33 protein-coding genes are annotated in these 25,238 nt (G+C 41.1%); 26 read left to right on the top strand and 7 right to left on the bottom strand.

Annotation, left to right across the window (positions count from 1 at the left end; translation table 11 throughout):
* Nucleotides 1-16 precede the first annotated feature (16 nt).
* Together CAP51_RS10070 and CAP51_RS10065 are read right to left on the bottom strand one after the other, a co-directional pair.
* Nucleotides 17-310 (bottom strand): hypothetical protein, encoded by a 294-nt coding sequence (locus CAP51_RS10070; protein ID WP_087620629.1) that lies wholly within the window; start codon nt 308-310, stop codon nt 17-19.
* 127 nt (nt 311-437) lie between these two features.
* On the bottom strand, nt 438-620 hold the full coding sequence (locus CAP51_RS10065; RefSeq protein WP_087620628.1) for a hypothetical protein: 183 nt from the start codon (nt 618-620) through the stop codon (nt 438-440).
* Nucleotides 621-936: 316 nt separating this feature from the next.
* On the opposite strand from CAP51_RS10065, the gene CAP51_RS10060 reads away from it, so the two are divergent.
* Nucleotides 937-1,872 (top strand): DNA cytosine methyltransferase, encoded by a 936-nt coding sequence (locus tag CAP51_RS10060; RefSeq protein WP_087620627.1) that lies wholly within the window; start codon nt 937-939, stop codon nt 1,870-1,872.
* Here CAP51_RS10060 and CAP51_RS10055 read toward each other — a convergent pair.
* The 3 genes from CAP51_RS10055 to CAP51_RS10045 all read right to left on the bottom strand — a co-directional run bounded on the left by CAP51_RS10055 (nt 1,856) and on the right by CAP51_RS10045 (nt 4,564).
* Nucleotides 1,856-2,884: a none gene (locus CAP51_RS10055; RefSeq protein WP_213062685.1), complete on the bottom strand. Its 1,029-nt coding sequence runs from the start codon at nt 2,882-2,884 to the stop codon at nt 1,856-1,858. The two genes, CAP51_RS10060 and CAP51_RS10055, sit on opposite strands and share 17 nt — an antisense overlap.
* A gap of 13 nt (nt 2,885-2,897) precedes the next feature.
* Complete coding sequence (locus CAP51_RS10050; protein WP_087620626.1) at nt 2,898-4,058, bottom strand: hypothetical protein; 1,161 nt, start codon at nt 4,056-4,058, stop codon at nt 2,898-2,900.
* Between the two features lie 113 nt (nt 4,059-4,171).
* On the bottom strand, nt 4,172-4,564 hold the full coding sequence (locus CAP51_RS10045; RefSeq protein WP_087620625.1) for a hypothetical protein: 393 nt from the start codon (nt 4,562-4,564) through the stop codon (nt 4,172-4,174).
* A 149-nt stretch (nt 4,565-4,713) separates the two neighbouring features.
* On the opposite strand from CAP51_RS10045, the gene CAP51_RS10040 reads away from it, so the two are divergent.
* From CAP51_RS10040 to CAP51_RS09925, 24 genes are all read left to right on the top strand, one after another.
* Entirely contained in the window at nt 4,714-4,965 is a 252-nt protein-coding gene (locus CAP51_RS10040) for a hypothetical protein (RefSeq protein ID WP_087620624.1), read from the top strand.
* 24 nt (nt 4,966-4,989) lie between these two features.
* A complete protein-coding gene (locus tag CAP51_RS10035) occupies nt 4,990-5,460 on the top strand; it encodes a phage regulatory CII family protein (RefSeq protein WP_087620623.1) in 471 nt (156 codons plus the stop codon).
* Complete coding sequence (locus CAP51_RS10030) at nt 5,453-6,451, top strand: SH2 domain-containing protein (protein WP_087620622.1); 999 nt, start codon at nt 5,453-5,455, stop codon at nt 6,449-6,451. The genes CAP51_RS10035 and CAP51_RS10030 overlap by 8 nt, the downstream gene beginning before the upstream one ends.
* A 2-nt stretch (nt 6,452-6,453) precedes the next feature.
* Nucleotides 6,454-7,788, top strand: coding sequence for a replicative DNA helicase (locus CAP51_RS10025; protein WP_087620621.1), 1,335 nt, complete (start codon nt 6,454-6,456; stop codon nt 7,786-7,788).
* Between the two features lie 2 nt (nt 7,789-7,790).
* Entirely contained in the window at nt 7,791-8,732 is a 942-nt protein-coding gene (locus CAP51_RS10020) for a hypothetical protein (RefSeq protein WP_087620828.1), read from the top strand.
* Between the two features lie 62 nt (nt 8,733-8,794).
* Nucleotides 8,795-9,550 carry a hypothetical protein gene (locus tag CAP51_RS10015; RefSeq protein WP_087620620.1) on the top strand — a complete coding sequence of 252 codons (756 nt, stop codon included), beginning with the start codon at nt 8,795-8,797 and terminating at the stop codon, nt 9,548-9,550.
* Nucleotides 9,551-9,870: 320 nt separating this feature from the next.
* Complete coding sequence (locus CAP51_RS10010) at nt 9,871-10,563, top strand: DUF3800 domain-containing protein (RefSeq protein WP_245809127.1); 693 nt, start codon at nt 9,871-9,873, stop codon at nt 10,561-10,563.
* A 195-nt stretch (nt 10,564-10,758) separates the two neighbouring features.
* Complete coding sequence (locus CAP51_RS10005; protein WP_087620826.1) at nt 10,759-10,950, top strand: hypothetical protein; 192 nt, start codon at nt 10,759-10,761, stop codon at nt 10,948-10,950.
* 110 nt (nt 10,951-11,060) lie between these two features.
* Entirely contained in the window at nt 11,061-11,261 is a 201-nt protein-coding gene (locus CAP51_RS10000) for a hypothetical protein (RefSeq protein ID WP_087620619.1), read from the top strand.
* 177 nt (nt 11,262-11,438) lie between these two features.
* Nucleotides 11,439-11,927, top strand: coding sequence for a DUF2280 domain-containing protein (locus CAP51_RS09995; RefSeq protein ID WP_087620618.1), 489 nt, complete (start codon nt 11,439-11,441; stop codon nt 11,925-11,927).
* Nucleotides 11,905-13,431 carry a phage terminase large subunit gene (gene terL / locus CAP51_RS09990; protein ID WP_087620617.1) on the top strand — a complete coding sequence of 509 codons (1,527 nt, stop codon included), beginning with the start codon at nt 11,905-11,907 and terminating at the stop codon, nt 13,429-13,431. The genes CAP51_RS09995 and terL overlap by 23 nt, the downstream gene beginning before the upstream one ends.
* Nucleotides 13,432-13,439: 8 nt before the next feature.
* Nucleotides 13,440-14,753, top strand: a complete 1,314-nt coding sequence (locus tag CAP51_RS09985) for a DUF1073 domain-containing protein (RefSeq protein WP_087620616.1) — start codon at nt 13,440-13,442, stop codon at nt 14,751-14,753.
* Complete coding sequence (locus CAP51_RS09980) at nt 14,722-15,537, top strand: phage head morphogenesis protein (RefSeq protein ID WP_245809126.1); 816 nt, start codon at nt 14,722-14,724, stop codon at nt 15,535-15,537. Before CAP51_RS09985 ends, CAP51_RS09980 begins: the two co-directional genes overlap by 32 nt.
* A gap of 36 nt (nt 15,538-15,573) precedes the next feature.
* Nucleotides 15,574-16,770, top strand: a complete 1,197-nt coding sequence (locus tag CAP51_RS09975; protein ID WP_087620615.1) for a DUF2213 domain-containing protein — start codon at nt 15,574-15,576, stop codon at nt 16,768-16,770.
* 15 nt (nt 16,771-16,785) lie between these two features.
* A complete protein-coding gene (locus CAP51_RS09970; RefSeq protein WP_087620614.1) occupies nt 16,786-17,256 on the top strand; it encodes a structural cement protein Gp24 in 471 nt (156 codons plus the stop codon).
* 5 nt (nt 17,257-17,261) lie between these two features.
* The gene (locus CAP51_RS09965; protein WP_087620613.1) at nt 17,262-18,236 is read left to right on the top strand and encodes a DUF2184 domain-containing protein; all 975 of its coding nucleotides are present in this window, start codon (nt 17,262-17,264) and stop codon (nt 18,234-18,236) included.
* 13 nt (nt 18,237-18,249) lie between these two features.
* On the top strand, nt 18,250-18,648 hold the full coding sequence (locus CAP51_RS09960; protein ID WP_087620612.1) for a hypothetical protein: 399 nt from the start codon (nt 18,250-18,252) through the stop codon (nt 18,646-18,648).
* A 9-nt stretch (nt 18,649-18,657) separates the two neighbouring features.
* Complete coding sequence (locus CAP51_RS09955; protein WP_087620611.1) at nt 18,658-19,041, top strand: DUF4054 domain-containing protein; 384 nt, start codon at nt 18,658-18,660, stop codon at nt 19,039-19,041.
* Between the two features lie 9 nt (nt 19,042-19,050).
* Nucleotides 19,051-19,239: a hypothetical protein gene (locus CAP51_RS09950; RefSeq protein ID WP_087620610.1), complete on the top strand. Its 189-nt coding sequence runs from the start codon at nt 19,051-19,053 to the stop codon at nt 19,237-19,239.
* Between the two features lie 7 nt (nt 19,240-19,246).
* Nucleotides 19,247-19,732, top strand: a complete 486-nt coding sequence (locus CAP51_RS09945) for a hypothetical protein (protein WP_087620609.1) — start codon at nt 19,247-19,249, stop codon at nt 19,730-19,732.
* A complete protein-coding gene (locus CAP51_RS09940) occupies nt 19,725-20,168 on the top strand; it encodes a hypothetical protein (RefSeq protein WP_087620608.1) in 444 nt (147 codons plus the stop codon). Before CAP51_RS09945 ends, CAP51_RS09940 begins: the two co-directional genes overlap by 8 nt.
* A 60-nt stretch (nt 20,169-20,228) precedes the next feature.
* The gene (locus CAP51_RS09935; protein WP_087620607.1) at nt 20,229-20,996 is read left to right on the top strand and encodes a hypothetical protein; all 768 of its coding nucleotides are present in this window, start codon (nt 20,229-20,231) and stop codon (nt 20,994-20,996) included.
* A 6-nt stretch (nt 20,997-21,002) separates the two neighbouring features.
* Nucleotides 21,003-21,311 carry a hypothetical protein gene (locus tag CAP51_RS09930; RefSeq protein ID WP_087620606.1) on the top strand — a complete coding sequence of 103 codons (309 nt, stop codon included), beginning with the start codon at nt 21,003-21,005 and terminating at the stop codon, nt 21,309-21,311.
* A 56-nt stretch (nt 21,312-21,367) separates the two neighbouring features.
* Nucleotides 21,368-21,562 (top strand): hypothetical protein, encoded by a 195-nt coding sequence (locus CAP51_RS09925; protein ID WP_245809125.1) that lies wholly within the window; start codon nt 21,368-21,370, stop codon nt 21,560-21,562.
* 14 nt (nt 21,563-21,576) lie between these two features.
* Here CAP51_RS09925 and CAP51_RS09920 read toward each other — a convergent pair whose 3' ends face one another.
* A complete protein-coding gene (locus tag CAP51_RS09920) occupies nt 21,577-21,879 on the bottom strand; it encodes a HigA family addiction module antitoxin (RefSeq protein WP_087620604.1) in 303 nt (100 codons plus the stop codon).
* Nucleotides 21,880-21,889: 10 nt separating this feature from the next.
* Nucleotides 21,890-22,168 carry a type II toxin-antitoxin system RelE/ParE family toxin gene (locus CAP51_RS09915; RefSeq protein ID WP_171294773.1) on the bottom strand — a complete coding sequence of 93 codons (279 nt, stop codon included), beginning with the start codon at nt 22,166-22,168 and terminating at the stop codon, nt 21,890-21,892.
* An 89-nt stretch (nt 22,169-22,257) separates the two neighbouring features.
* Here CAP51_RS09915 and CAP51_RS09910 point away from each other — a divergent pair, with 89 nt between their 5' ends.
* A complete protein-coding gene (locus CAP51_RS09910; RefSeq protein ID WP_087620602.1) occupies nt 22,258-25,230 on the top strand; it encodes a caldesmon family protein in 2,973 nt (990 codons plus the stop codon).
* Nucleotides 25,231-25,238: the final 8 nt, after the last annotated feature.

Genomic DNA, 25,238 nt, shown 5'->3' with positions numbered 1-25,238 from the left:
TCTTAAATCCTTGTGGTTAGGCTTTGACTGTTTCGAGTGGAGAAAGTTTTTTGACATTTTCCTCTATGGAATCCACACAGCTAGACCAGCTATCACAGGTAAAATGCCCGAGCCTTGCCAAGTCTCTAATTTGAATAATAGAAGCTCCATTTTCATCTTCTGCTAGTTTCGCAATAAGGCAGAATAATGTTCCCATTTGATTAAGAATGTCGTTTGTACATCCCACATCAAAGCTGAGAAACTCTATCTTCCGTTCAAACTCTTTAAGTTGTTCCGGAGTGATCGTTAAAAATTGCGCTTGTGCATTCATGGTAGTATTCCTTTTAAAATTTGTTGAATCGTTGCTTATGCAACCGAAATTGAAATTTAGATGAATATTTTGTCTAAATTTTGTACGTTAATTTCGTTTGCTGTTTCAGTTTGTTACGTTGGTTTGCTTACCAGCCGATGACCAGTGCATAGGCACCAGTAAGGGCAAGGCAGGTGATTCCTGTAAGGGCAGCGTAGCCAAGGGCTATACGTGCGACTGCCTTAATTTTTTCTTTTGGCGTAGGTGTGCTTGTAGGCGTTGGGTAACGAAGTTTGCTTACTGCTTGATTTGGGATAGGGTGTTGTGACATATTTATCTCCGCTGTTGTGAAAAGCCTCTGATCTCTTAGCCGTAGTCAGAGGCTTTTTGTTGTCTGTGAGATATATATTACCTAAATGGTAATTTAGTGCAAGATATTTTTACAAAAAAGGTAATTTTTATTATTTTGATGCGAGAAACTCCATTCAAAAACCGACAATAATTGTCGCATTTGATTAAGATTCTATAAGGCAGTTATAGAGATTTTTTTGCGCTTAAGTTACTATTCACCACTTGAGAAAGTATATTAAAGGCATGTTAGCAAAGCCTGTCATGAATATATTTAAATAAAGTGTAAAAGGAAGAAAATGAAAGCTGTATCATTGTTCTCAGGTTGTGGTGGCTCAGATGCTGGTCTAATTAAAGCTGGCTTTGAAGTCGTGATGGCCAATGATATTTTACCTTATGCAAAAGAGGTTTATGAGGCAAATCATCCCGAAACGGATTATCTTCTACAGAATATAGAAATAGTTAAGAGCTTTCCATCAGCTGATGTATTGGCAGGATGTTATCCTTGCCAAGGATTTAGCCAAGGTGGGAAGCGCCAAGCAGATAATAAACTGAATTATTTGTATTTAGAATTTGCTAGGGCGCTAAATTTAATTAAACCTAAAGCATTTATAGTTGAGAATGTTTCAGGTATGACAAGAACAACATTTGATCATTTGCTTAAGGATCAAATAAAAGTTTTTTCTGAAGCGGGCTATAATGTAGTATTTAAAGTTCTTAATGCAGCAGATTATGGTGTAGCACAAGAACGAAAAAGAATTTTTATTGTAGGAACCCGTAATGATTTACAATTAAATTTTCTTTTTCCTGAGCCGACTCACGGAACAGAATTAATACCTAAGAAAACTATTCGAGAAGCACTTGAAGGATTACCACTATGGCCAGAAAAAAGTGAATATTATGATTATGGTTTTCATTGGTATTATATGTCTCGTAATAGAAAGCGTAATTGGGATGAAACATCTCGAACAATGGTGAGTAGTCCGAGGCATATGTTACTACATCCCATAAGCCCAGATATGGTTAAAATTAGTCAGGATCATTGGGAATTTGTTTCTGATGCACCAGCACGTCGTTTTACTTATAAAGAGGCAGCAAGAATCCAAGGATTTAATGATTTAATATTTCCTAGAGAAAATGAAACTTCTCTCGAAAATAAATATAAGGTGGTAGGGAATGCAGTTCCACCACCACTATTTGAAGTAATAGCTAGAAAACTTAAGTTTTTACTATAGGAGAAGATATTGGGATTTGTTGTGGAGTTTGGTTGCCAGTTCCATGTTGAAGAGTTTCAAAGAAATAAGAGGCTTTAAATTTTTCTCCATGTGGTATTGAATTAGAAATTAATTCAATTATCTGATTATTAAATTCTTCTCGAATGTCATTAAATTTTATATAGAGACTAGATAGTGAAACTCTATCAAATAACCAACCTGCACTAGAAGAAACTCTATTTATTTCATTATCAGATAAAATGAATGGAACACTCATAACTTTGACAGGTTGAACATATGTAAATGGTCGGAAATAGCTTTCTATCTTTTTTAAATCTATATCATGATATTTTTGCACATAGTCTTGTCCACACGCACACTGACCTAATAAAAAAAGATGAGAGTGTTTACGACTATCTGGTCTTTTAATCCATATTATTTGGTCAATACCAAGATCTTTTTGTTTATTTAGATCTTGAATATTATAAGGCAATAAACTTACATTCATTTCATTTTTAAGATCTAATTGAGATTGTAATTGATTCATCGCATCGATAATACCTAGACCATCTTCCCTAGGAAAGCCAAAATGATGGCTATATGCAAATTCACCAAGAGATTTTTGTATGATTTTTAAAGTTATTTTCTCAAATAGTCGTGCCATTTTTTGATTATGTGCTGTTTCACCTTTTTTAGCTTTTAACTTTGATTTTGATATGATTAAACAGAAAATATAAAATAAATTTGTGTTTTCAAAACGTAATTTAATATTTGATCCATTAATATCAAAAGGATAGGCATGTTGTAATAATTGGAAACGATAATTAATCTCAGTGGAAAGATTAGAGCTTAAATTATCTAATTCTGCATCTTTAGCCGCCCAATCCGAACTATCTAAGGCTATTAAATCTAAGGTATCTAAAGCTGAAGCCTGTTTATCATCAGTAATTCCCGCATCTATAGGTGAGGAAGAGTTAAATAATGCCTCTAATTCGGTTTGATCCGCATCTTCAATAATTTTTTGGTTAGACATAATTGAGTACCTATTATAGTTCTAATCCATCTGAATTTTCGATTTTAAGTTCGGTAAACTGCTTATTAATCATTCTTAAGACTTCATTTACATTTTTAATTTTACGCTCACTCTCTATTATAGTTGTGTCAGAAATTTTGTCTTTATCTATTATTATTCTATTTGAGCCTTCTTGTAATAATTTAATACATTCAAAAAAAATATTTTCTAGACGAGTATTAATATCTGTAGTTAAGTTTGTCACATCTTTTAGTGATTCTCCTTGCTTAAGAAAATAAACTTTTTCAGGGTTACCTAAAGCTTCAGCGAACCTTGGTAACTCCCTAGAATCACCTAAAAGAGCACTCTGCCCAGTCTCACTATTACCAAACATGGCATCAACAACAAAGACAGCATCATCTAGTTTTTCCTGAGGAATAGGTCGTGGATTTGGCTGTTCATTTTCATCAAAAAAATTTAGTTCTAAATAATTCCTAGCTGTAGGATAATTGAATAAAGTATATACCCATGAAAATGGATAGCTCACATTACTGCCACGACCTTTTCTAACGGTATTATCACGTTTGAATTTTCTTTCTTGCTCAAGTTGAGTCATGAAATTATAGCCAGATAATAAGCTTTTAATCGTACCGCTTTTATCCCCAGTCATAGTTGATATATCTTTAATAGATATTTTTTTATTAATAATAGTCTCATGGATCCATCTAGCTTTAGCGTAAGAGTCCCAATCTTTTGTAGATACAATATGTCTAATACCTAAATAAGCACTGATTTTACCAGGATCTTCATTTTCTGGAAAAATTACTACAGGTAACTCTGAAACATTACGAGAACCTTGATCCCTGTGTAATTTTATAAAATATTTGAAATTTTTTGCATATTCTTCTGCGCGTGGGTCTCCACTCAAGATTAAACTTGTTACTAAACGCCTATTTCCTTCTATGACAAAAAGTTGACCATTCTTTTCTTGGCAGACTAATGGTTCAGCATCAAAATAACCATTAAAAGCCATTGAGCTAAGTAAATCATCAATACCAAAATTTTCAATTATTAAAGAAATAATCTGTTGCTGTGTAATAGTTTTCCCTCCCAATTCTCCAAGTCTTGGATTCATTGGATCTAGGAAAAGCTCATTCACAGGAATATGTTTAATCAAATTATCATTTATATTCATATGTTAATCTACCTTAATTTATTGAAAGTTTAGATATAAATGAGCAATTTTAACTGACATGCAGTGGTTGCTTATTCTGATCAGCTGAGATTTAAAAAATATTCTTTCTTAAATTAATTTCCTAAAGCAATTACTGCATATAAAGCTTTAATCATTTCAGGTGAAAGTTGACCATTTGAATTCAATAGATTTAGGGTGTTAATTAACCGTAAAAATTCCTTATTTTCATTTGTTACTTCATCTTGGATATTAGATAAAGAACTATTGAAATTAGCAGATAGCTCATTTACATCAGTATGTAGGATATCAAGCCATCCATAAGGTTTTTCAAAAGCGTCCTCAATTTCACGTGCGACTTTATTGCCGATCCCTTTGATGGGATTAGTACCTGCAAACTGGCTTGTTTGAGATTGCCCTTTACCGATTTTATCGGCGAAGTTAGATACACCACCCACAGAATCTACGAGTAATCGAGTGTTTTGATAACGAATACTTTTACTATCCATATAAACTCAACTTGATAAAAATTCACCCAAATAGTGATTTTTTTCACCTTAACTAAGTTTACTTAGCTCACCAAAAAGGTAAACAAGAAAAAAGGTTGTATTTTAATTACCAAAAAGATAATATTTAGGTTAATTAAGAGGATCAATCTATGGAATTTCGTGCGTTCATTCTTGAGTTGAATGATGTTGAACTTGAAAAATATGCAAAAGATTCAGGTACAACAACAGGTTATCTCAAGACACATTTACTTTATGGCTATAAAGAACCTCGTAGGGCTTTGCGTAAAGCATTAGTTAAAAACAGCAATGGCAAAGTTTCTGAGCTTGAATTGATGCGTCATTTTGCGTCGTACTCCGAAGGTAATATTAATAACCAAAATAGTAATGCCACCACCATCTAATAAACACGTTCAAAGGACACCATCATGAACATATTAGATGCTGTATATCACACGGTTCACGACTTTAAGGGCGGGGCAACGGCTTTGGCCATACGGCTGGGTATCAGAAGCCCGGCTGTGCTCAACAGCAAGGTCAATCCCAATACCGAAACCCACCACATCACCTTACTCGAAGCAGTCAAGCTGATGGTTATTACAGGCGATTACCGCATCTTGCAAAGCCTGTGTGCAGAACTCGGCAAGGTCGCCATAGACCTGCCAGATATCCCAGAAAGCCAACGGGATACCACGCTCATGGAACTCATGCTCAATGTCGATATCAAAAAAGGCGACTGCTCGGGCGTGTTTAAACAAATGATGGCAGATGGTCGGATCACCGCCGGAGAAGCCCGTGACATGTCCACCATCGTCCATCAAATGATCGAGCAACTTGTGACGCTGGAAAAACAAATTAATCGCTGTGTAGACAGCAATAGAGAGGTAACGCATGTTTAGCACAGGCAATTCTACAGTCGATCAAATGAACAATTTCCCCATCGAGGGCAATGTCATACCGACACATTGGTTCAATATCTTCAAACTGGATAATGGCAAACCTGATGTGAATGCCGTGATCTTGCTGTCTGAAATCGTGTATTGGTACCGACCTGTCATCGTGCGTGATGAAAAAACAGGGCAGACCATCGGCATGAAAAAACGCTTTAAAGCTGATTTTTTACAGCGTAGTTATAATAGTTTTTCCGATCAATTTGGTTTCACAAAAATTCAAGTTCGTGATGCTCTAGAACGGCTGGAAAAAGCGGGGGTAATTACCCGTCATTTTCGAACAATTCTGACAGGAAATTCAAAATCGAATAATGTTTTATTCATCGAATTACATCCATCTACATTATTAAAATTGACCACCCTATCAAGTTTTAACTCGATAGGCTATGAAGTTTTAAATGATGACCCTCCCCAGTTAAAACAAGATACCTATGGAGTTATAAATGGGGAGTCTCCCCAGTTAAAAGTGGGGACAAATACAGAGAATACTACAGAGATTACTACAGATATTATTTTTAGTGCTGACGCAGCGAAAAAACCGAAAGCGGAAAAAGCAATTTCTGAAAAACCCAAACCCGACAAAGAAAAATTTTCATTCGTCACTGCCTTAAAAAATTTGGGAGCAGATCCGAAATTAATCACCGATTGGTTACATGTCCGAAAAACCAAAAAAGCCAGTAATACCCAAACCGCATTTGATGGTTTTGTCCGTGAATACAAAAAATCCGGTCTGGACCTGAATACCGTGCTGCGAATCTGCGTTGAGCAAAACTGGAAGGGTTTTGACGCATCGTGGAATTGGCAAGGCGCAGTGGCAAGTTTACAGACACAGGATAGCCCCTTGCCTGAACGACACATCCACAATCCTCAGCAGCAACGACCCCTCATGCAGCTCAATCAGCGACCATCGAGTGTCGTTGCCAAACCGATGGAGTGGTGAGCATGTCTGAACACGAGCTGCACTCCACCAGTCTGGAAATGTCGGTATTGGCTGCCCTGATGACCATTGCCAACTGTTACGAGCAACTGGACACCAAACCCACAGTCGATGATTTCTATGCCGCGCGTCACCGTTATATTTTTACTGCGATTGAGCAACTGGCACTACGGGGTGAAGAATACGACATGACCCTGGTCAAAAACCATCTACAACAACAGGGGCTATTTGATGATTGCGGTGGTGACGATCACCTGAATACGATCATGTATGAATCATCCACCTCACTGTTCAACGTGAACAGCTACGTGATCAAACTGAAAAAATTTACCGAGCGTCGTCAGGTCGATGAAGTCGGTAAAAAAATGATCATACTGGCAAAATCACCCGATGCCGATGACCTGACGCTAAGGGCACAGGATTTGATCAATACGCTGGAAAATCCGGATCGTAACAAGACCCTGATCCATATCGCCGATGCCAGTATCGAGGCGCTCGATATCATCGAACAACGATTGAGTCGTCAACGTAATAATACCGGATTGGCCTATGGCGTGAATACCGGATTGAGTACGGTCGATTATATCGTGGGTGACATCGAACCAACGCATTTTTGTGTGATTGCGGCACGGCCTGCCATGGGTAAAACGACACTCGCACAGATGATTGCCCTGAACGCAGCCAGACGGAATCATGCGCCTACGCTGTTTGTTTCCTGTGAGATGACAGGCGACCAGATTGCAGCCCGAATGGTCAGTGCCTTGGGTCGGATTAAATTCTCGGATATCAAGCGCGGCACCATGAGCGAACAAGATTATGCGATGTGGATAGATACTACCACTCGCATTCTGAATGACCTGCCGCTAAAAATCGAGCAGAAAGCGGCAGCGACCATTCCCGAGATACGGGAGTCTGCCAGAAAGGTCAAATCAGAATACGGCAGCATCGGCTTGATCATTATCGATTATTTGCAATTACTGCGTGATCCGACCCAACGCAACCGCTATGACGAAATTTCGCAAATTTCCCGTCAGTTGAAAAAACTGGCCAAGGATTTTCATTGTCCCGTGGTGGCCCTGTCACAGCTCAGTCGGGATTGTGAAAAGCGTAAACCGCCTAGACCGATACTGTCGGATCTACGGGAGTCGGGTCAGATCGAACAAGATGCCGATCAGGTCCTGTTGTTATACCGGGACGAAGTCTATAACCAAAATTCTCAGGAAGTTGGGGTGGCAGAAATCATCGTGGCAAAAAACCGCCATGGTGCAACCGGAACGGCTCGGGTGGCATGTGTATTGGAAATGTGTCATTTCGCAGATATTCAGGGGGAAGTTGAATGAACATGACAGGGATAAATCCGATTGAACAAGCAGCAGATTTGAAACAATACGCTTTAATTCAGGATATTGGCGAGATTTTTTCCAGACCGAATTTTGTGGAAAAAGCATCGGTCAACTTTGCCGGTGATGACGGTATCAAACTGGATAACATCATCGGGCAGTATCAATTTCGGGATAAGGTCAAGTGTGGAATTGCCAGTTGTGGCACCAAACATGCCAAAGGCTATATCGCTTCATTGTCCAATGGTCAGGAGATCATGATGGGCCATGTCTGCGGAAAGAATAATTTTGGTGTGGACTTTACCAACAAGGAAAAAGAGTTTCGGGCACTGCGTATCCATGCCGATCAATTTCATGCACTCAAAGCAGCCTACGAGCAGCTAGAAGCGTCACGACAGGTGTTTGAACATACCTTACAGCATACAGGCAAACTTTCCTTTGTTGAGATTAAAAACGGTATCTATGGACTGGTCGGTGGTGGTTTGAGTTACTGGATCACGCAGACCATCAAAAATAAGGTTTCAAGCTTGGGAATGATTTTTGAGGAAGTTCCCAAAACTGATGAGGAAAAAGCGATTGAACGTCACATGAAAGGCGATGAATCCAGTGACACACAGCGTTATGTGCGGGACACCAAGAACATATTGGTCGCAGAGATTGAGAATTTTGATGTGGTCTATCAATGGCATGAAGCCGAAAAGCTTAAAGACTATTTTGAAAAGATCCATCGTGAGATCCGAAATCCTGTCGGTATGCCGGATGATGTATTTAAAAAACTGGTAAAGCGCCTGAAAGACTATGACCAGAATTTACAGGAATTACGTCGATTTTGCGTGCGGGGCAATAAGTTATTGAAGAAAGACAACCTGATTAAATTGACGTGTCTGTTTCGCCATTCAGATGAAATCAGAGCGATTGAACAGTTTGCCGGGAAGTATGGGTGAGTGATGATCGGACCCAGTCAGATAATCAAGAAATGTATTGAGAACAAAACAGGAAGGCGATTATGTTAGTTGAACGATTTGATTTTTTAGAGTTATTACGCCTTGCTATTGCTCAGGGTGTGGCAGAGGGGAAGAATATCTCAAAGGACGTGGTGCTGGGGGAAATGGCACTGTTATCACGACCGGCACATCTATGGTCCACTTTACTGCTGGAAAAGGTGGATTTTGAGCGTATTGCCATCATTACCCCACCACAAAAACAAACCCGGACGTTTTACAGTCGATACGATTTTAACTACCAGTACGAACGCCGGATTGAGGACGTACCCGGTAAAGTTGAATTTGTGCATGGACCGATTAAATCTGCTAATTTTTTTCGGGTGCGTAACCAGTTGGCATTTATGATCCATCAGGAAATGATCAAAAATAATTTTAAGCCGAATAACGCACAGGGCGATTTAAGCCATATTGCCAAGGGTATTGCAGAAGTGGTGTTACGAGGACACCTTTTTGTCAAGGCCATGTGTGGCTATTGCTGTGGACTAGGTAAACTGGAATTATTTAAAGCCAGCCAACATATTGGTCAAAAGTTGTGTGAAAAGTGTCAGGGCACAGGTAAACGTCCATATACACTCAATGAAAAAATCACGATTGCAAAGTTGAATGTTACAAAATCCGGATATTCCGAACGCTATGCAAAATATGAGTTGTTGGGAGAATCGATCGTGGCGCAGTGGGAAAATGAAATTCGAGGACGGCTAAAACGCTCATTTTATTTTGAAGTAGATTGTCCAGAACAACAAGAATGCTTGACATAGACAGAACATCTGAGGTTAAATATTTGTATAGTGGGCGTTTTATCAATTAAGCGCTCGATTGAATGAAGCTCGCATGAATATGTGGGCTTTTTTAATATCGGTAAACCTAAAGGATTAAAACTTACAGGTATCTCTGATCCTAGCTTGAAATAGTAACTGAGTTGCTCCATAATAGAAATGTAGTCGCAGTGCGGTATAAATACACCCACGCCTAGATTCAGGTACGATAAATTCTGCGATAATCGTAAACTTACTGTAAGTAAGTTGCCTCTAGGTGCCGCACCTGATTTTGAGCCTCATTTAAATATGGGGCTTTTTTAATGCACTGGATAATTATGCGAACCCTGATATATCTCGATGAAAGTGGTGATTTAGGTTGGAATATGGAAGAACCATATCAGAGAGGTGGATCCAGTCGTATGCTTACATTGGCAGCTGTATGTATGCCAGAATCCAAACAGAAATATGTTCAACGAATCGTGCGTGCATTATATGCAAAAAGAAAAAGGCCTCTTAAAAATGAATTAAAATCTGTAGATTTAAACTCTGCTGATAAAGAGCTATTTTTAAAATTAACCACTAAGCTACTTACTGAACACAAAGACATTCAATTACGCTCTATTACTGTACATAAAGAATACGTTAATAAAAGAATGAAGAGTGATCCAAATGTTCTTTATAATTATATGGTTAAATTACTAATACTTAAGCCGGTTTGTGAGTCTGAGTTTGTGGATTTTATTCCAGACCGAAGAAGTGAGCGTGTTAATACAAAATGGAATATGGGGGAATACCTTAATCAGATGATTCAGGAAGAGAGCCTGGAGAAGCATGTACTAAACCAGCAATGTAATGTTAGTCCAATGGATAGTGCAAAATATTTAGAACTACAATTTATTGATTTTTATGCAGGTTTAGTTTGGGCAATGTATGAATATCAAGATAAAAGAATGCGTCAGTTCATGTGTCATGCCCGCATAACGAATCATAAATTATTCTTCCCTTTCGAATAGTTGCTTGATCAAGGTAAGTGCTATTTTTATGGTAAATTGGTCGTAGTTGTTAATAAATGACCTGAAAGATTTGAGAGCTCGCATGAAAATGTGGGCTTTTTTAGTTTTAAAAATTGTAATTTTGATAGCTGCAAACGCACTACTATTAAATTTAGGGCGTAGAATAAATGTACTATTATGATGTGGGGTAAAAAAATGCTTCTAAAATTTGTCACCCGGTTTGCAGTTATTTTATTTGCAGTGATTGCGCTTACAGCAATTGGTATCCATTTCTTCTTTTCAAGCAATACCACTACATTCTGGATCATGATGATGCCGATAATCTTGGGTATTCCAATTGTCGCGTCTGTTGTTTTGGCTACAGATGAGGAATTAAGTGCGGTATAAACAATATTTAGCCTTGAATTAGAGCCTGCATTGATGTGTGGGCTTTTTTGTCTTTGTAGTTTCACATTAGTTTGCTTTGATGTAGATTCCAATAACCATCGGGAACGATCATGAAAGAAGCTTTAGAAGAATATCGTCTTGAACGTGCGAATTTAGAAAATGAAATTGCAGAGTTTTTAGCGCAGAAATTTGCCGATTTTAAAGAAAAGACAGGTGCAGAGGTGATTTATCTCGATGTGGAATTTGAATCGTCTGAAGATTTGGATGAGGACTTTTTTATTTCCAGTGTGTTTGTCGGTACCGATCTTTAAATCAGTTTAATAATAAAGCCCGTCAGAAATGATGGGTTTTTTTATGGGTGAAATTTATAAATCAACTTGGCTTTGTGATACAGCAACGTCCGGATTGTGCATGCGGTACCTGTTATTAGAAGGTGATTTAAATTTTTTTGTTCATTTACTTGGACGAAGTTGGACGGATAGAGAGCAATGGCAACGCTAAATCAAAAGCACAAACTCTTTATCGTGCGTAGCCTGGCACAGTGGAATACACCTACTGAAACCGTTGAGCTTGTCCAACAAGAGTTTGACATCACAATTTCACGTCAGCAGTGTGAAGCTTATGATCCAACTAAGCGGACAGGTCAAAATTTAAGTAAGGCATTATCTGATGAATTTTATAAGACTCGAGAGCAGTTCCGAAAAAATACAGATGAAATGCCCTTGGCCAATCTCGCTGTACGGTTGAGACATTATGAAAATTTGCTGAATAATCCACAAAACAAACGTAACCCGATATTGCAACTGACGATCCTTAAGCAAGTGGCTGAGGATGCTGGTGGTAAGTACACCAACCAAACCAAAACTGAGCTTACCGGCAAAGATGGGAAACCCCTGCAAACTGAAAATATAACCTATGTCACCGCCAAGCCTGGAGATATTAAGCAGGTATTAGATGAACTCGAAAGTAAATACTAGCCTGCTGGAAATGCAGCTTGAACGGGAAAAATGTGAGCGGGACCATCTATTTTTTACCCGCCGTTTTTTTCTGCCACGTATGGGCTTTAAGTTTTCGGTCAATTGGCATCATGAATATATTGCCGACAAGATCGATGAAGTAATTGCAGGCAAAGTAAAAAATCTGGTGATTAATGTCCCACCGGGTAGTGGTAAGACTGAACTTTTAACCAATCTAATTGCCCGGGGCATTGCCAGAAATGCACGTTCGCGGTTTTTATATTTGTCATTTTCGCAGTCTTTGGTGGAGGACGTATCGGCAACGGCACGTAATATCGTCAAGTCTGAGGATTTTCAGAAACTATGGTCAGTCAATATTTCCACGGCAACCGATGCAAAATCCAACTGGAAAACCACGGTAGATGGTTATGATGCCGGTCATGTTTATTCAGCCAGTATGGGAGGACAGGTTACAGGTCGTCGTGCAGGGACATTGGCTAATGAGGGTTTTACCGGGGCGATTATTCTGGACGATCCTTTAAAACCGGAAGATGCGTTTAGTCAGACTGCCCGTAAGAAGGCAAATCGGAAAATCCTTAATACGGTCAATTCGCGTAAGGCTAAGTCAGATACACCGATTATTCTGATTATGCAGCGCTTGCATGTTGAAGACCCGACCAACTTTGTCATGACGGGTAATGTGCCGGGGGAATGGGAACAAATCTGCATTCCTGCCTTGATCGATGACGATTACATGCAGTCATTACCCAAACATATCCAGAAGAAAATACCGCGTAATGTAGATCGTGATGAAAAGGGTCGTCAAAGCTATTGGCCACTCAAGGAATCATTAGATTCATTGTTGCAATTGGAACAGGGCGGTCAGGACAAAGACGGTGCCATTGTTTCCCGTTACACCTTTAGCAGCCAGTACCAGCAGCAACCTAAAAAATTAGGTGGTGATCTGGTCAAGGCAGAATGGTTTGGTCGCTATGCGGAATTACCAGTTCTGAAATGGCGTGCGATCTGGGTCGATACTGCGCAAAAAACCAAAGAGCATAATGACTATTCGGTCTTTCTATGTGGTGGTCTGGGTCATGACAATAAGCTGTATATCATTGATGTCAAGCGTGGTAAATGGGAAGCACCAGAGCTGATCAAGGAAGCCAAGAGCTTTATTACCAAGCATCGGCACAGCAATACCAAGATTGGCAAGTTACGTCATATGGCAGTTGAGGATAAATCCAGTGGCACCATGTTGATTCAGACCATATCACGGGGAAATATATTTCCGATTAAAGCGATACAACGTAGCACGGATAAACTCACTAGGACCATGGACGTGGTGTTCTATGTCGAAGATGGGCGTGTCATGTTGCCTTATTCGGCGCCATGGTTATTGAATTACATTGAGGAAATAGAGGGTCTGACTGCGGACATGACACATGATCATGATGACCAGTGGGACCCGACCATTGATGCGATTAATGAAACACTTGCCGAGTCACCCACTGTATTTGATTAGAGGTATATATGGCGAAAATAAAAAAGCCTGATGCAATTGGTGATGCCGGCGCATATACCAATTTTGTGTCTAATATTGGTACTGGGCGAGATAAGGCAACACACGGACATTTCGTGCGCCATGATATTCCTGATGATCAACTGGAAGCGGTATATCAGCATTGGTTGGCAAAACGGATTGTTAATCGTCCTGCCAGTGACATGCTGCGGGCAGGCTGGTTTTATGAAGGGATTCAGAATGGTGACTTGATCAAGCTAGAGGAAGCGTGTAAGCATTTCAATCTTAATCAGGTGTTGTTATCGGGTTTGATTCTATCCAGGTTGTATGGCGTTGTTTATGTGTTATTGGGTACTGTGGACGGTGGTCATCTAGATCAGCCGTTTGATTTAGAAAAACTGGGTGTGGGTCGCTTAGAGTTTTTTACGGTGATCAAGAAAAAATACATTAAGGCTGATACCAATCAATATTTACCGCCTAGTCAATGCGGTGGTCTGCTAAAACAGCCCGTGTTTTACAATCTGCAAATGAATGATGGTCGACCTCAGCAGAAAATTCACCACAGCCGTTTGATTAAGATTTGTCATGCCGATATTGTCAATGAAGAGCCGCAAAGCATTTTGCAAGAGGTTTATCAGGATTTACTTGACCATGCCAGTATTAAGAGTGGTTCGGCAAGCCTAGTACACGAATCCAAGATTGATGTGATTCGGACGCCGAGTCTGGTCGATAAAATCCGGGAAGATATGCGGGCAGTGACAGAGCGTTTCTTGAGTGTGGGATTGCTTAAAAGTTTAAATGGCATGCTGGTGTTGGATAAGGAGGAAGAATATGACTCCAAAACCTATAACTTTGCAGGCCTACCGGACATGATGCGGGAGTTTTCGATCCAGACCGCAGGTGCAGCGGAAATTCCCTATACCATTTTATTCGGTCAATCGCCAGCGGGTATGAATGCCACAGGGGAACATGATACCCGCAATTATTACGATAGCATTGCCACAAAGCAGGAATGGCAGCTTAAGCCAATTATGATGAAGTTTCTGGCAGTGATTTGTCAGACGACATTTGGTCGGCAGTTTCCCGATTTAAATATCGTGTTTAATCCCTTGTGGCAAATGGATCCTAAAATCCGTTCTGAAGTGGAAAAGAACAATGCCGAACGGGATCAAAAATATCTGGAGATGGCAATTATCACCGAACCACAGATCGCCCGGCAGTTGTTGGTAGACGGGGTTTATTCCGTGATTGATGAGGATCATATCAAGTTACTGGAAAGTATGGTGAATGTAGATGAAAAAGATGACACTGATTCAACTGCTTAAACCACAGCTACAACAGATTCACAAGCGTAAAAAGGGGCCTAAGGCAAAATCCAAACCTATCAAGGTCAATCGTCGTACAGAGCTGTATTACACCCGGCAATTACTGGTGATTTCTAAATTTTGTCAGGATCAGGCCAAAGATCTGATTATACCGACTGTAGGTGAAAATATTGGTGATAGTTGGCTGGATAATATGTTGAGTAGCTTTCGCCAGCGCATTGAAAGTTTTATGGTCGAAATTGCGTTGCCATTGGCCACAAAGATTGTAATAGACGTGCGTGAGGAAGTGGATCAACAAATTTCTAATCATTCCAAAGCCGCAATTGGTGTTGATCTTACCGCATTTTATCAGGCAGAAGATATTCAGGATACGGTAGACAATAATATCCGTGCCAATGTGGCATTGATCAAATCCATTCCAAAGCAATATGCAGATAGGATTGAAACACTGGTGTTGAATGCTTTACAGACTGGTCAGACCAACGAGGAACTGGCAAAGGAAATTAAAAAACTGGGGCATAGTACCGATGCCCGTGCCAGATTAATTGCACGGGACCAGATGGGAAAGATCAACAGTAACATCACCAAAACCCGTCATTTATCTATGGGTTTTGAAAGTTATACCTGGCAGACCGCAAAAGATGACCGCGTACGACTGGACCATCAACATAAACAGGGTAAGACATTTCGATGGGACAGCCCACCAAGTGGCGGACATCCGGGGGAATCGATTGGTTGTCGGTGTACGGCAGTACCAAATTATGAGGATATTTTAATTGATTAGCCCACCATTCGGTGGGTTTTTTATTGAGCGCAATTTATGAAAATCCTATATCAACTCAAAATTGGTGATTTTGCACCAAGTGAATCCTCACGTTCATTTACTGCTGAAGGGTATCTGAAATGTATCAATGTCCGTATGGCAAAGGCACCACAGGTACGCCAGTACTATGCTTATGAATTTCCTTCGCTGGAGGGATTTACAGCAGACCAGATCATTAATGTTTATACCCCGGCAGATGAATTATTTAAGCCTGACACGGTGGCTAGTTTTAATGATGTCGATGCAACGGATTATCATCCACCCAAGAACGAAATTAATGCTTCTAACTGGAAAGAATATCACATTGGTTATTGCGAGAATGTTCGGCAGGAAGGGGATTATCTGATCGGCGATCTGCTGATTAAAGACAAAAACAGCATTGACCTGATCCAGAGTAATGAACGCATTGAGATGTCGCTTGGCTATGCTGCAAATCTGGTTTTAGAGCAGGGCACGGCACCAGACGGTACGCCGTATCAGGCCAAATTTATCAATTTTAATGGCAATCACGTGGCACTGGTGAAATACGGTCGCTGTGGCGGTGATTGTCGCATCGGTGACCAAAACCCCAAACCACAAGAGGAACACACAATGGAGATCATTGTAAATGGCATTCGCTTTGATATTGGTGATAACAAACCCTTAGCAGATGCCTTAAAACTTCAACAAGAGCAGCTTGAAAATTTAAAGGCTGCAAAATTAAAAGTCGGTGATAAGCAATTTTCGATTGGAGATGAATTGACTGCTGTGCAGGCCGTGGTTGATCAACTACATACGGAAAAAGCCCAGCTTGAACAGAAAATTGTCAATCTGGAACAAAACCAGCTTACACCGGAAAAACTTGAACAAGCCACGGCAGAACGTGCGGCAGTGATTGCTGATGCCAAGGCATTGGTGTCCACAGTGAAAACTGAAGGCTGTAGCTGTGAGCAGATCAAGCGTGATGTAGTTGCTGCAAAGGCTGGTGATGCAGTGGTCACAGCGGTACTGGGTGGTATTGCTGTAGGTGATGCCAAGCCTGAACAGATTGATACGGTATTTCGTGCGTTGTCTGCTGTTAAAGGAATTCACCCGAATAATCCGGTTGGTGATGTTCTAAACCAACAGCAGCAACCAGTAAAAACAGGTGATGAGCAGCCAAATGGTCATGAACGTAGCGGCTATAACAAAGCCGATGCATACAAAAATATTTAAGGGAGAATGAACACCATGGTTCAACAATATGATGTGGTACCGGGTATGAAAGCCCATCTCTATGGTCCGGAAGATATTTTATCTTTGCCGGTTTCAGGTACGACAGTGGTAAATGATGGTGATGTGGTCGTGCGTAATAGTGACGGTCAGACTGTTTCTGCGGTGACAGGTGCCAGCAATACTAAATTCGGCATTATCTTACGTCATGGTGTGGGTAAATCAGGCAAGACAGCATTAGGCAAGGAGGCATATCAGGCAACCGATGTGGCGCCAGTCATGACCATTGGTTCGATCTGGGTAAAAGTCACTGCCCCCGTCATTGATATCAATGCCAAAGTCTATGTAAAAACTGCAAATGCCACGGCTGATGCACCACTGGGTTCTTTATCGTCCACGGCAAGCGATGGTACCGAATTACCCAATGCATCTTGGGAATCAATTTCAAATGAACAAGGCTTTGCTGTTGTTCGCTTATTAGGGGCATAAAGAAGATGAGTAAAGTTGCTCAAATGAAGCTACGTTTAACACCCGTAGCCCAAATCGTTCAAGCATCGGTAGGTGATGCTTTTAATATCGAAAAGTTGGCACAGTTATTTGTCAAGTTGGAAGAAACCAACGAAATGACACCGCAACTGGAACAGGTCATGGATTATGCCAAATATATTCCTGTGGCCCCGGTAAATGGTGTGTTTGGTGGTGGAGAGGTATTATCCCGTAAATGGGGTGTCGGTATTGGTAAGGATTATGCCGGGACAGGTAATGATTTGCCTGTGGCAGAAGTCGAATTTGATACCGTATCATTACCAATTAAAGTCGGTGTGATCAGTTATTGGTATTCCATCATGGAACTGGCAGCTGCACAAAAAATGGGGCTGCAACTGGAATCGGATAAGGTTCAGGCTGCCCGATTGGCTGCGGAAAAACATTTAAGCCAGATTGCATGGTATGGCAACAGCAAGACCGGTGTAAAAGGTTTCTTGGAACAGACAGGTGTCACTGTAGTCACAGCTCAACACAATTGGGCGACTGCAACCATCGAAGAAGTTTTATCGGATTTTAATGCCAGCTTGTCAGATGCAGATGATTTGTTTGATGGCGATGTATCGGTCCAGCCAGATACCTATTTAATGGCCTCCAATCAATATATGCACCTATCAACACGTGTTGTTCCAGATTCTGGTGGTAAAACCTTCCTGAAATATATTGAAGAAAATAATATCTTCAGTACACAGGGAAAAACATTAACTATTCGTGGATTGGGTCGATCCAATGCTAAGGGTACGGCCGATGCTGATCGCTCTATCATTTACCGTCGTGATCCTTCCTGTATTCAGATGAAATGCGACGATGTTTCTTTTCTGGCAGCACAACCCGATGGTCTGGATATTAAAGTACCCGGGCACTACAAATATCAGGGCGTGTGGTTAAAACGTGTGGATTCTCTCCGTTATCTGGATCATGCATAAGGATTAAATCAACATGGCGAAATATACATATACCTATGGCGGCTCTCAAGCCGCTTTCGTTTTTTCTGGTGTGGTGATTTTATCTCAAGGCGTGGCCACAGCAGTCGATGAAGATGTTCACCAGAAACTTTCCGGAAATAAGTTTGCAAAGTATCTAATTGATAAGGGCGAACTGGTGATTGAGGAAATTACTGAAGATGCTGCTACAAAGGCAAGCAGTAAAACTGGATCTGGTCGAGGTAAAGGTGGCAAGACAGGTACCGCGGCAGCCAATGCTGAAAAAGCAGCAAATGAAGCAGAACAGGCGGCATTGACTGCCGTTAAAGCAAGCTTAACAGAATTGCAAATCACGTTTACTGATGATGAAAGTCTGGAGCAGCTGCAAGCGAAGCTGGAACAGGCAAAAGAATAAGGCGATGGTATGGACATACAGGCATTTCGGCAGAAGTTTGCCGTAGATATGGCATTGGCGAACTTACCCGACACAACGATTCAGGACGCATTGGAAGAGGCCAACGATGTGGTGTCGCAAATTGAGTTTGGAAATCTAAAAGAACGTGCTGTAGGTCTATATGCAGCACATATTCTCAAAGTTGAAATCAATAGTAAAAATGGCACGGCTTATTCCAATGCCGTAAGCCTACAGCTGGCAGGACAGGGTGTGAGTTACTCTCGTTCTGGTAAGGAAACATTCTATGACCAAAGTATTTATGGTCAGCGTTATCTTGCCCTTAAAAATTCTATACCAATTGATGATCAAGGTACCAATCCCAATCGCTTGGGTATTGGTGCTTTTGTGATCTAGGAGAAAATGATGTCCTTTAAATATCAAGCACCGGAAGGCTATAAGCCAACCACAATTGTAGTGTCCGGTGAGCAATTACCGGTGAAAAACGGAGTGATTGAATCTGGGCAGGATATTTATCACATCTTGAAGCCCTTAGGTTTTGAGCGGAATGTGGAAATACCTGACAGCAAAAAAGTGATTTCGGCAAAATCATAGGTGCCGTATGGTGGACTTTACAGTTGATCATCGTGTCCGTTTCGATGCGGAAAATGAGCGGGTAAAGGCTGAAATCAAACGAACCATTGTGGCATTGACGGGGCGTTTGGAAGAAGTAGTCAAACGGAATCTAAGCAGTGGTTCGCCTTATTTAAAAGTTGATTCCGGGCGTTTACGTGGTTCTGTGGTTGGTCGTGTCACAGAACAGGTCGATCAAGTAAAGGGTGCAGTCAGTGCAGGTGGCAGCCATGTGAAGTATCTGTTTATCCATGAGTTTGGCTTGACTGCGCAAGTGGGGATAAAAGCCCATTTACGCCAGATCAAGCAAGCCTTTGGCAAGCCGATTACACCTCGTCAGGTTATGGTGGGTGCCCATTCCAGAAATGTGAAATTTAGAGAACGCCGTATGATGCGAGATGCACTGCAAGAAGTGGCCAAAATTGTACCCAAGAATATCGATGCTGCAATTCAGCGAGGGTTGAATAGTGGATAGTGAAGCGATTTATCAGGCGTTGTTTGATTGGTTGAGTATGCATATAGAGGGATTGGCTACAGTAAACCGCCGTTTACGTCACTTTAGTCATGTACAACCAGCAGAACGACCTGCCTTATTCATTACCCAGGGTAATCAGCAGGAAGTCCCTATCAAGGGGCTTGATGCCAAAGTCGAGCTGGCAGCGGAACTCTATCTTTATATTCATGAAGGTGATCATGATAAAGCACCGTGTACCCAATTGAACCTTTATATTGACAGGATCCGTGAAGCCATTAAACCGGCGCATCCAGAGGTGTGCGAATATCAAACCTTAAATGGATTGGTAGAGCATTGCTGGATTGATGGCACCATCGAGGTCTATGAAGCAGTAGAAAATCTGTTAGATGATCAGGCAATCGCCATTATCCCAGTGCGAATCCTGACCACCAATTAATTTAATATCATTTTTATAACCGCCTGTTCTGGCGGTTTTGTCATTTTAGTGAGGTAAAAAATGGCGCAATATTTATTTGGTGCAGGTAAAGTCTTTGCCACACCAATCCAGGATATTTATGGTCAACCGATCAGCAACCCCACACCTGTTGAAGTTGGTGTTCTGCAATCCGTATCTGTAGATATGAGTTTTGATTTAAAGGAACTGTATGGTCGTGGCCAGTTTCCCGTAGATGCAGCACGGGGTAAAGGTTCCATTAAATGTAAGGCAAGTTTTGGTCGTATCAATGGCGCATTACTGAATTCGATTTTCTTTGGTGGGGTAGTGGCTGAGGGTGGTATTGAAACCGTGGCACAAACCATTAATGGTGAAGTCGTTCCAGCTGGCGGGGTAATTACACCTGTAGTTCCTAATGCTGGTACCTTTGTAAAGGATTTGGGTGTAACCGATGCTAAGGCAGTTCCTATGGTGCGTGTCGCATCTGCACCAGTTTCGGGGCAATACAGTATTAATCCGACCACAGGTGCCTATACATTTGCTACGGCAGATGTAGGAAAAGTGGTTTTCATTAGTTTTAAATATGCAGCTACTGTGGCTGGAGCCAAATCTATTGTCGTTTCCAATATTGACATGGGATATACACCAGAATTTGCGGTGGACCTACAGCGCGATTACAAAGGGAAATTCCTAGGTATGGAGTTTTATCGATGCACAAGTAACAAGTTGGCATTTAGTTCAAAACAGGATGATTACGATTTACCTGAGTTTGAATTTCAACCTATGGCCGACGATCTTGGTCGTATTTATAAACATATTTTATCGGAGTAATAGCCCATGACATTTAACCAAGTCGAAAACCCACGTGGTACACCGGTTGTCATCGATGGCCAATCTTTTGTATTTGCGCCTTTATCATTGGGTGCAATTGAAAAGTTGTTACCGGCATTACAGACTTTTCAGCCCAATGATGTCGGTACTGTCATTGATGTGGCACATAAATCATTGAAACGTAATTATCCGGATATTCAGCGTGATGATGTTGCCGATCTGATTTATATGGATCAGTTAAGCGAAGTAATGGAAGCGGTAATGTCTGTGTCCGGATTAAAAGGTCGTGGCGAGGGTCAAGCATCGGGGGAATAGACTGGGAGGAACTTTATACGCATTTGGTACTGAGGTTGGCTAAGGATTACGATTACGTGCGTAACGAGGTTGATCTTCCTAGATTAAGTGCCTTGAATGCGTATTATGAAAAGTTTCCTCCCGTTCAGGTGAGTATGCAGCGAGTATGTTTGATGCTGGAATCATTTTTTGGCATCGAAACTGAAAAACAAGATACTAAAAACGATGAACCCGATTTACTTGATATGTTAATGCAGTTTCCACAGGGGTAAAACATCCTTGTGGCTTAAGCATATTGATAAGGATGAATTTCCTGACGTATCCGATCTGCCGATTCAATTTCTGCAATGCGTAATTCATACGTTTTTTGCAGATTTAACCAGCTTTGTGCATCACCACCAAAATATTGTGCTAAACGTAAAGCTGTATCGGCTGAAACCCCTCTACGTTCCCGAATAATTTCATTAATACGTGCAGGCGTTACACCTAATGCTTTGGCTAATGCATTCGCACTCATATCAAGCGGGACAAGATAGTCTTCTCGAAGGATTTCACCAGGATGGATCGGACGCATACCGTTTTTAATCATGATTTGACTCCTAAAGGTAATCAATAATTTCAACATCTAATACGCCTTGCTCTGTCCAGACAAAGCAAATGCGCCATTGTTTGTTGATGCGAATACTGTATTGACCTTCGCGGTCACCAGCGAGTTTATCTAGATGATTCGCTGGTGGTGAACGCAAGAATTCTAACGTAGCCGCAGCATCCAGTTGTGCCAGTTTCCGCATCGCAACATTCGCAATGGCACTCCAGCGTTTCGTTGTACCTGTCGTGAATAAAGTTTCGGTGTCTTTACATTTAAAACTTTTGATCACGAACAATATTCCTCGCTGAATTTAATTTATTGTATATCGGTAAACGATATGTGACAAGTTTTTTGATATCTTTAATTGCAGGTCCAACCATGGCTGACGAAAACAAAATTGAAGTAAAGATTTCCGCTACGACGTCTGATTTAAAGAAAGGTCTGGATGAGGCTGAACAAAAGGCTAAAACCACAGCCAAAGAAATTGAAAATGCTGGTAAAGACATTGACTTGGATATTGATACCTCAAATTTAAAACAGAAGTTTTCTGATTTGGGTGATGATATTAAAAGTAAATTTCAATCTATTGGTAATGATATATCAGGGATTTTGTCTAAAAGTTTGGCATTATCTGTTGTTGGTATAGCGGGAGTTGCGGCGGCAGGTATTGGTACACTTGGTACGCTTACTAAAAATGTAGGTGAAGCAGCCAAACAGATCGAGAATCAGGCACGTATTGCCAATGCCACTACTACAGAATTACAGGAATGGCAATTTGCCTCAAGCAAAGTCGGTGTAGAGCAAGAAAAGCTTGGTGACATTATGAAAGATGTCAATGACAAGCTGGGTGACTTTATGCAGACCGGTGGCGGAGAAATGGCCGATTTCTTTGAAAAAGTTGCACCTAAGGTGGGTGTGACAGCCAAGGAATTTCAGGGTTTATCCGGTCCACAGGTGTTGGGTAAATATTATAACACCTTACAAAAGGCTAATGTCTCGCATGCCGATATGATTTTTTATATGGAATCAATCGCCGATGATGCTTCGCTGTTATCGCCATTGCTGGAAAATAATGGGGAAATGCTTAAGCAGTATGCCGAGCAAGCGCATAATCTTGGCATCATTATGGATCAGGAAACCATTGCCAAGACCAAGGAGTTTAATTCTGCATTAGGTTTGGTACAACAAACTGTACAAGGCACCATGAATCGTATGGCTGCTCAGGTTGCACCTATATTGACCGAGCTGGCCAATGATTTTCTAACATTTGCGACTGATAACCGGGAAGCAATTGATGGAAGTGTTCAAGCCATTATTCTGATCTTTCAGGAATTACTGGGTATTGTGCAGGATATTTTTAATACCATTGGTGATTTATGGCGTGATTTAACTGCAACGACTGATTCTGAAACGATCCAGCAGATGAGTATTCTGGATATTCTAAAAGGTGCTTTTCAGGCATTAGCGATCATTGTGGCTGCTGTGCGTGCGGCAATTCAGGCTGCTTTCGCCTTGATACGCCAGATCGTGGTTGAAGCCCTTTCTATTGTGATTGACCAAGTCATTATCGCAGAAAAAAACTTTGCCACCTTTAAAGCCAATGTGCAGTTTTATCTGGATGCTTTGGGTTCAGCCTTAAAAACCTTTGCCAATATTGCCGAAAATGCTTTAAATCTGAATTTCTCAGGCATTCAGTCGGCATGGGAGCAGGGCTTTAATAATCTTGAAAATCTGGCCAGACAACGTGCCAACTCGATTGCCAAGATCAATCAGGAGGCAATGGCAAAATCCCAAGCCAATATTGCCATGCGTGATGAAGGACGTACCAATTTCAAAAATACGTTTTTTAATTCTGTATCTGGTATCAATAATATGATTCTGGGAATGGGGACAAAAAATTACTCATCTTCATCAACTGTACCACAACTGGCTCCAAATATCCGTTCCAGTATGGGAACTGGGACCACCCCATCATCGGGTGGTGCTAAGTCCGATGGTGGCAAGGCTAAGGCTAAGGCTGATGCCGAGGCAAGGGAAAGAAAGCGACTGGCTGAACAGGCTGAAAAAGAACGTCTGGAGCTTGAGTATAAGTACGCCGATGAATTAAAGAAAATTGCAATTGATCTGAAGAAAGAGTTGGACAAAATCAATGGCTCAACTTTGACACAAGATCAAAAACGGGAATATGTACTTAAGGCAGAACAGGCCGCTGAGGAAAAGCGTTTAAAACTCAAACAGGATTCTTTTGATAAACAGAAGAAGCTGGAAGAGCAGGCAATTGAAGAATCTGAAAAATCTGCACAACGTCAGTATGAAATTGAAATGGCCTTGTTACAGGCTGAATTCGATGCAGGAGGTTTATCCAATCTTCAAAAAGCTCAACGTGAACAACAGCTGGAAAATCAGCTTTATCAGATCAAACGAGACGGTTTATTACGACGTCTTGATCTGGAAGATCAGCAGACAGCATTGACTGGCAAACCAGCCGGGCAGAGCGGTTTAAATCAGCAAGTGTCTGATTTGGATAATCAACGTACCATTCGTGATGTCCAGATGCCAAGTCTATTGAATAATGCCGAAATGAAAGATTTTGAAGATAAGTTTGGTGGATTTACCAATCGAATTTCTAGTCTTTGGGATAAAGGTATTACGGCCATGATGAATGGCACATTGACCTGGTGTAATGCAACCAATGCTGTACTTACAGATATGGCAAGTTTTGCGATTCAGACAGCTACACAGGAATTGCAGCAATGGCTGAAATTACAAGCCATCAAACTTGCCCGTAAGTATGGTTTTATCGCAGCCGAGACCACAGCCGAAGCAACAGGACAAGCCGCACAGACGGGTGCTGTCGTTGTTGGAGAAGCTGCAAAAACAGCAGCTACAGGTACAGGTGTTTTAGCAAGGTTGGCAATGAAGATAGGGGAAACCACCAAATCAATTTTGCTAAGTGCATGGGAAGCTATGGCAAAAACGATGGCTTCAATTCCATTTCCGTTGAATGTTGGCTTGGGTGCGGCTGCATTTGCTGGTGTTGCTGCTCTGGTAGGTAAAGTTGCCTCTGCGCGAGGAGGCTATGATATTCCGGCAGGGGTAAATCCACTGACTCAATTACATGAGCAAGAAATGGTCTTACCTGCACAGCATGCCAATACCATCCGTCAGCTTGGTCAAATGATAATGAATGGTGGTGAAGGAAGCACACCGGCAATGGCGGCCACTCCTAGTATGGGTGATACTTATAATATTCAGGCATGGGATAGTCGGGATATCAAACGCTTTATGCGTAAAAATGGTAAAGCTGTGGCGGGTGGGCTAAAAAGTTATGGCCGTAATTTTGGTAAATAAGGAGTAAT

This window comes from Acinetobacter populi, assembly GCF_002174125.1.
GTDB classification, from domain to species: Bacteria; Pseudomonadota; Gammaproteobacteria; order Pseudomonadales; family Moraxellaceae; genus Acinetobacter; species Acinetobacter populi.
Note: the sequence above shows the minus strand (reverse complement) of the source record. Positions and strands in the feature narration are given on the sequence as shown.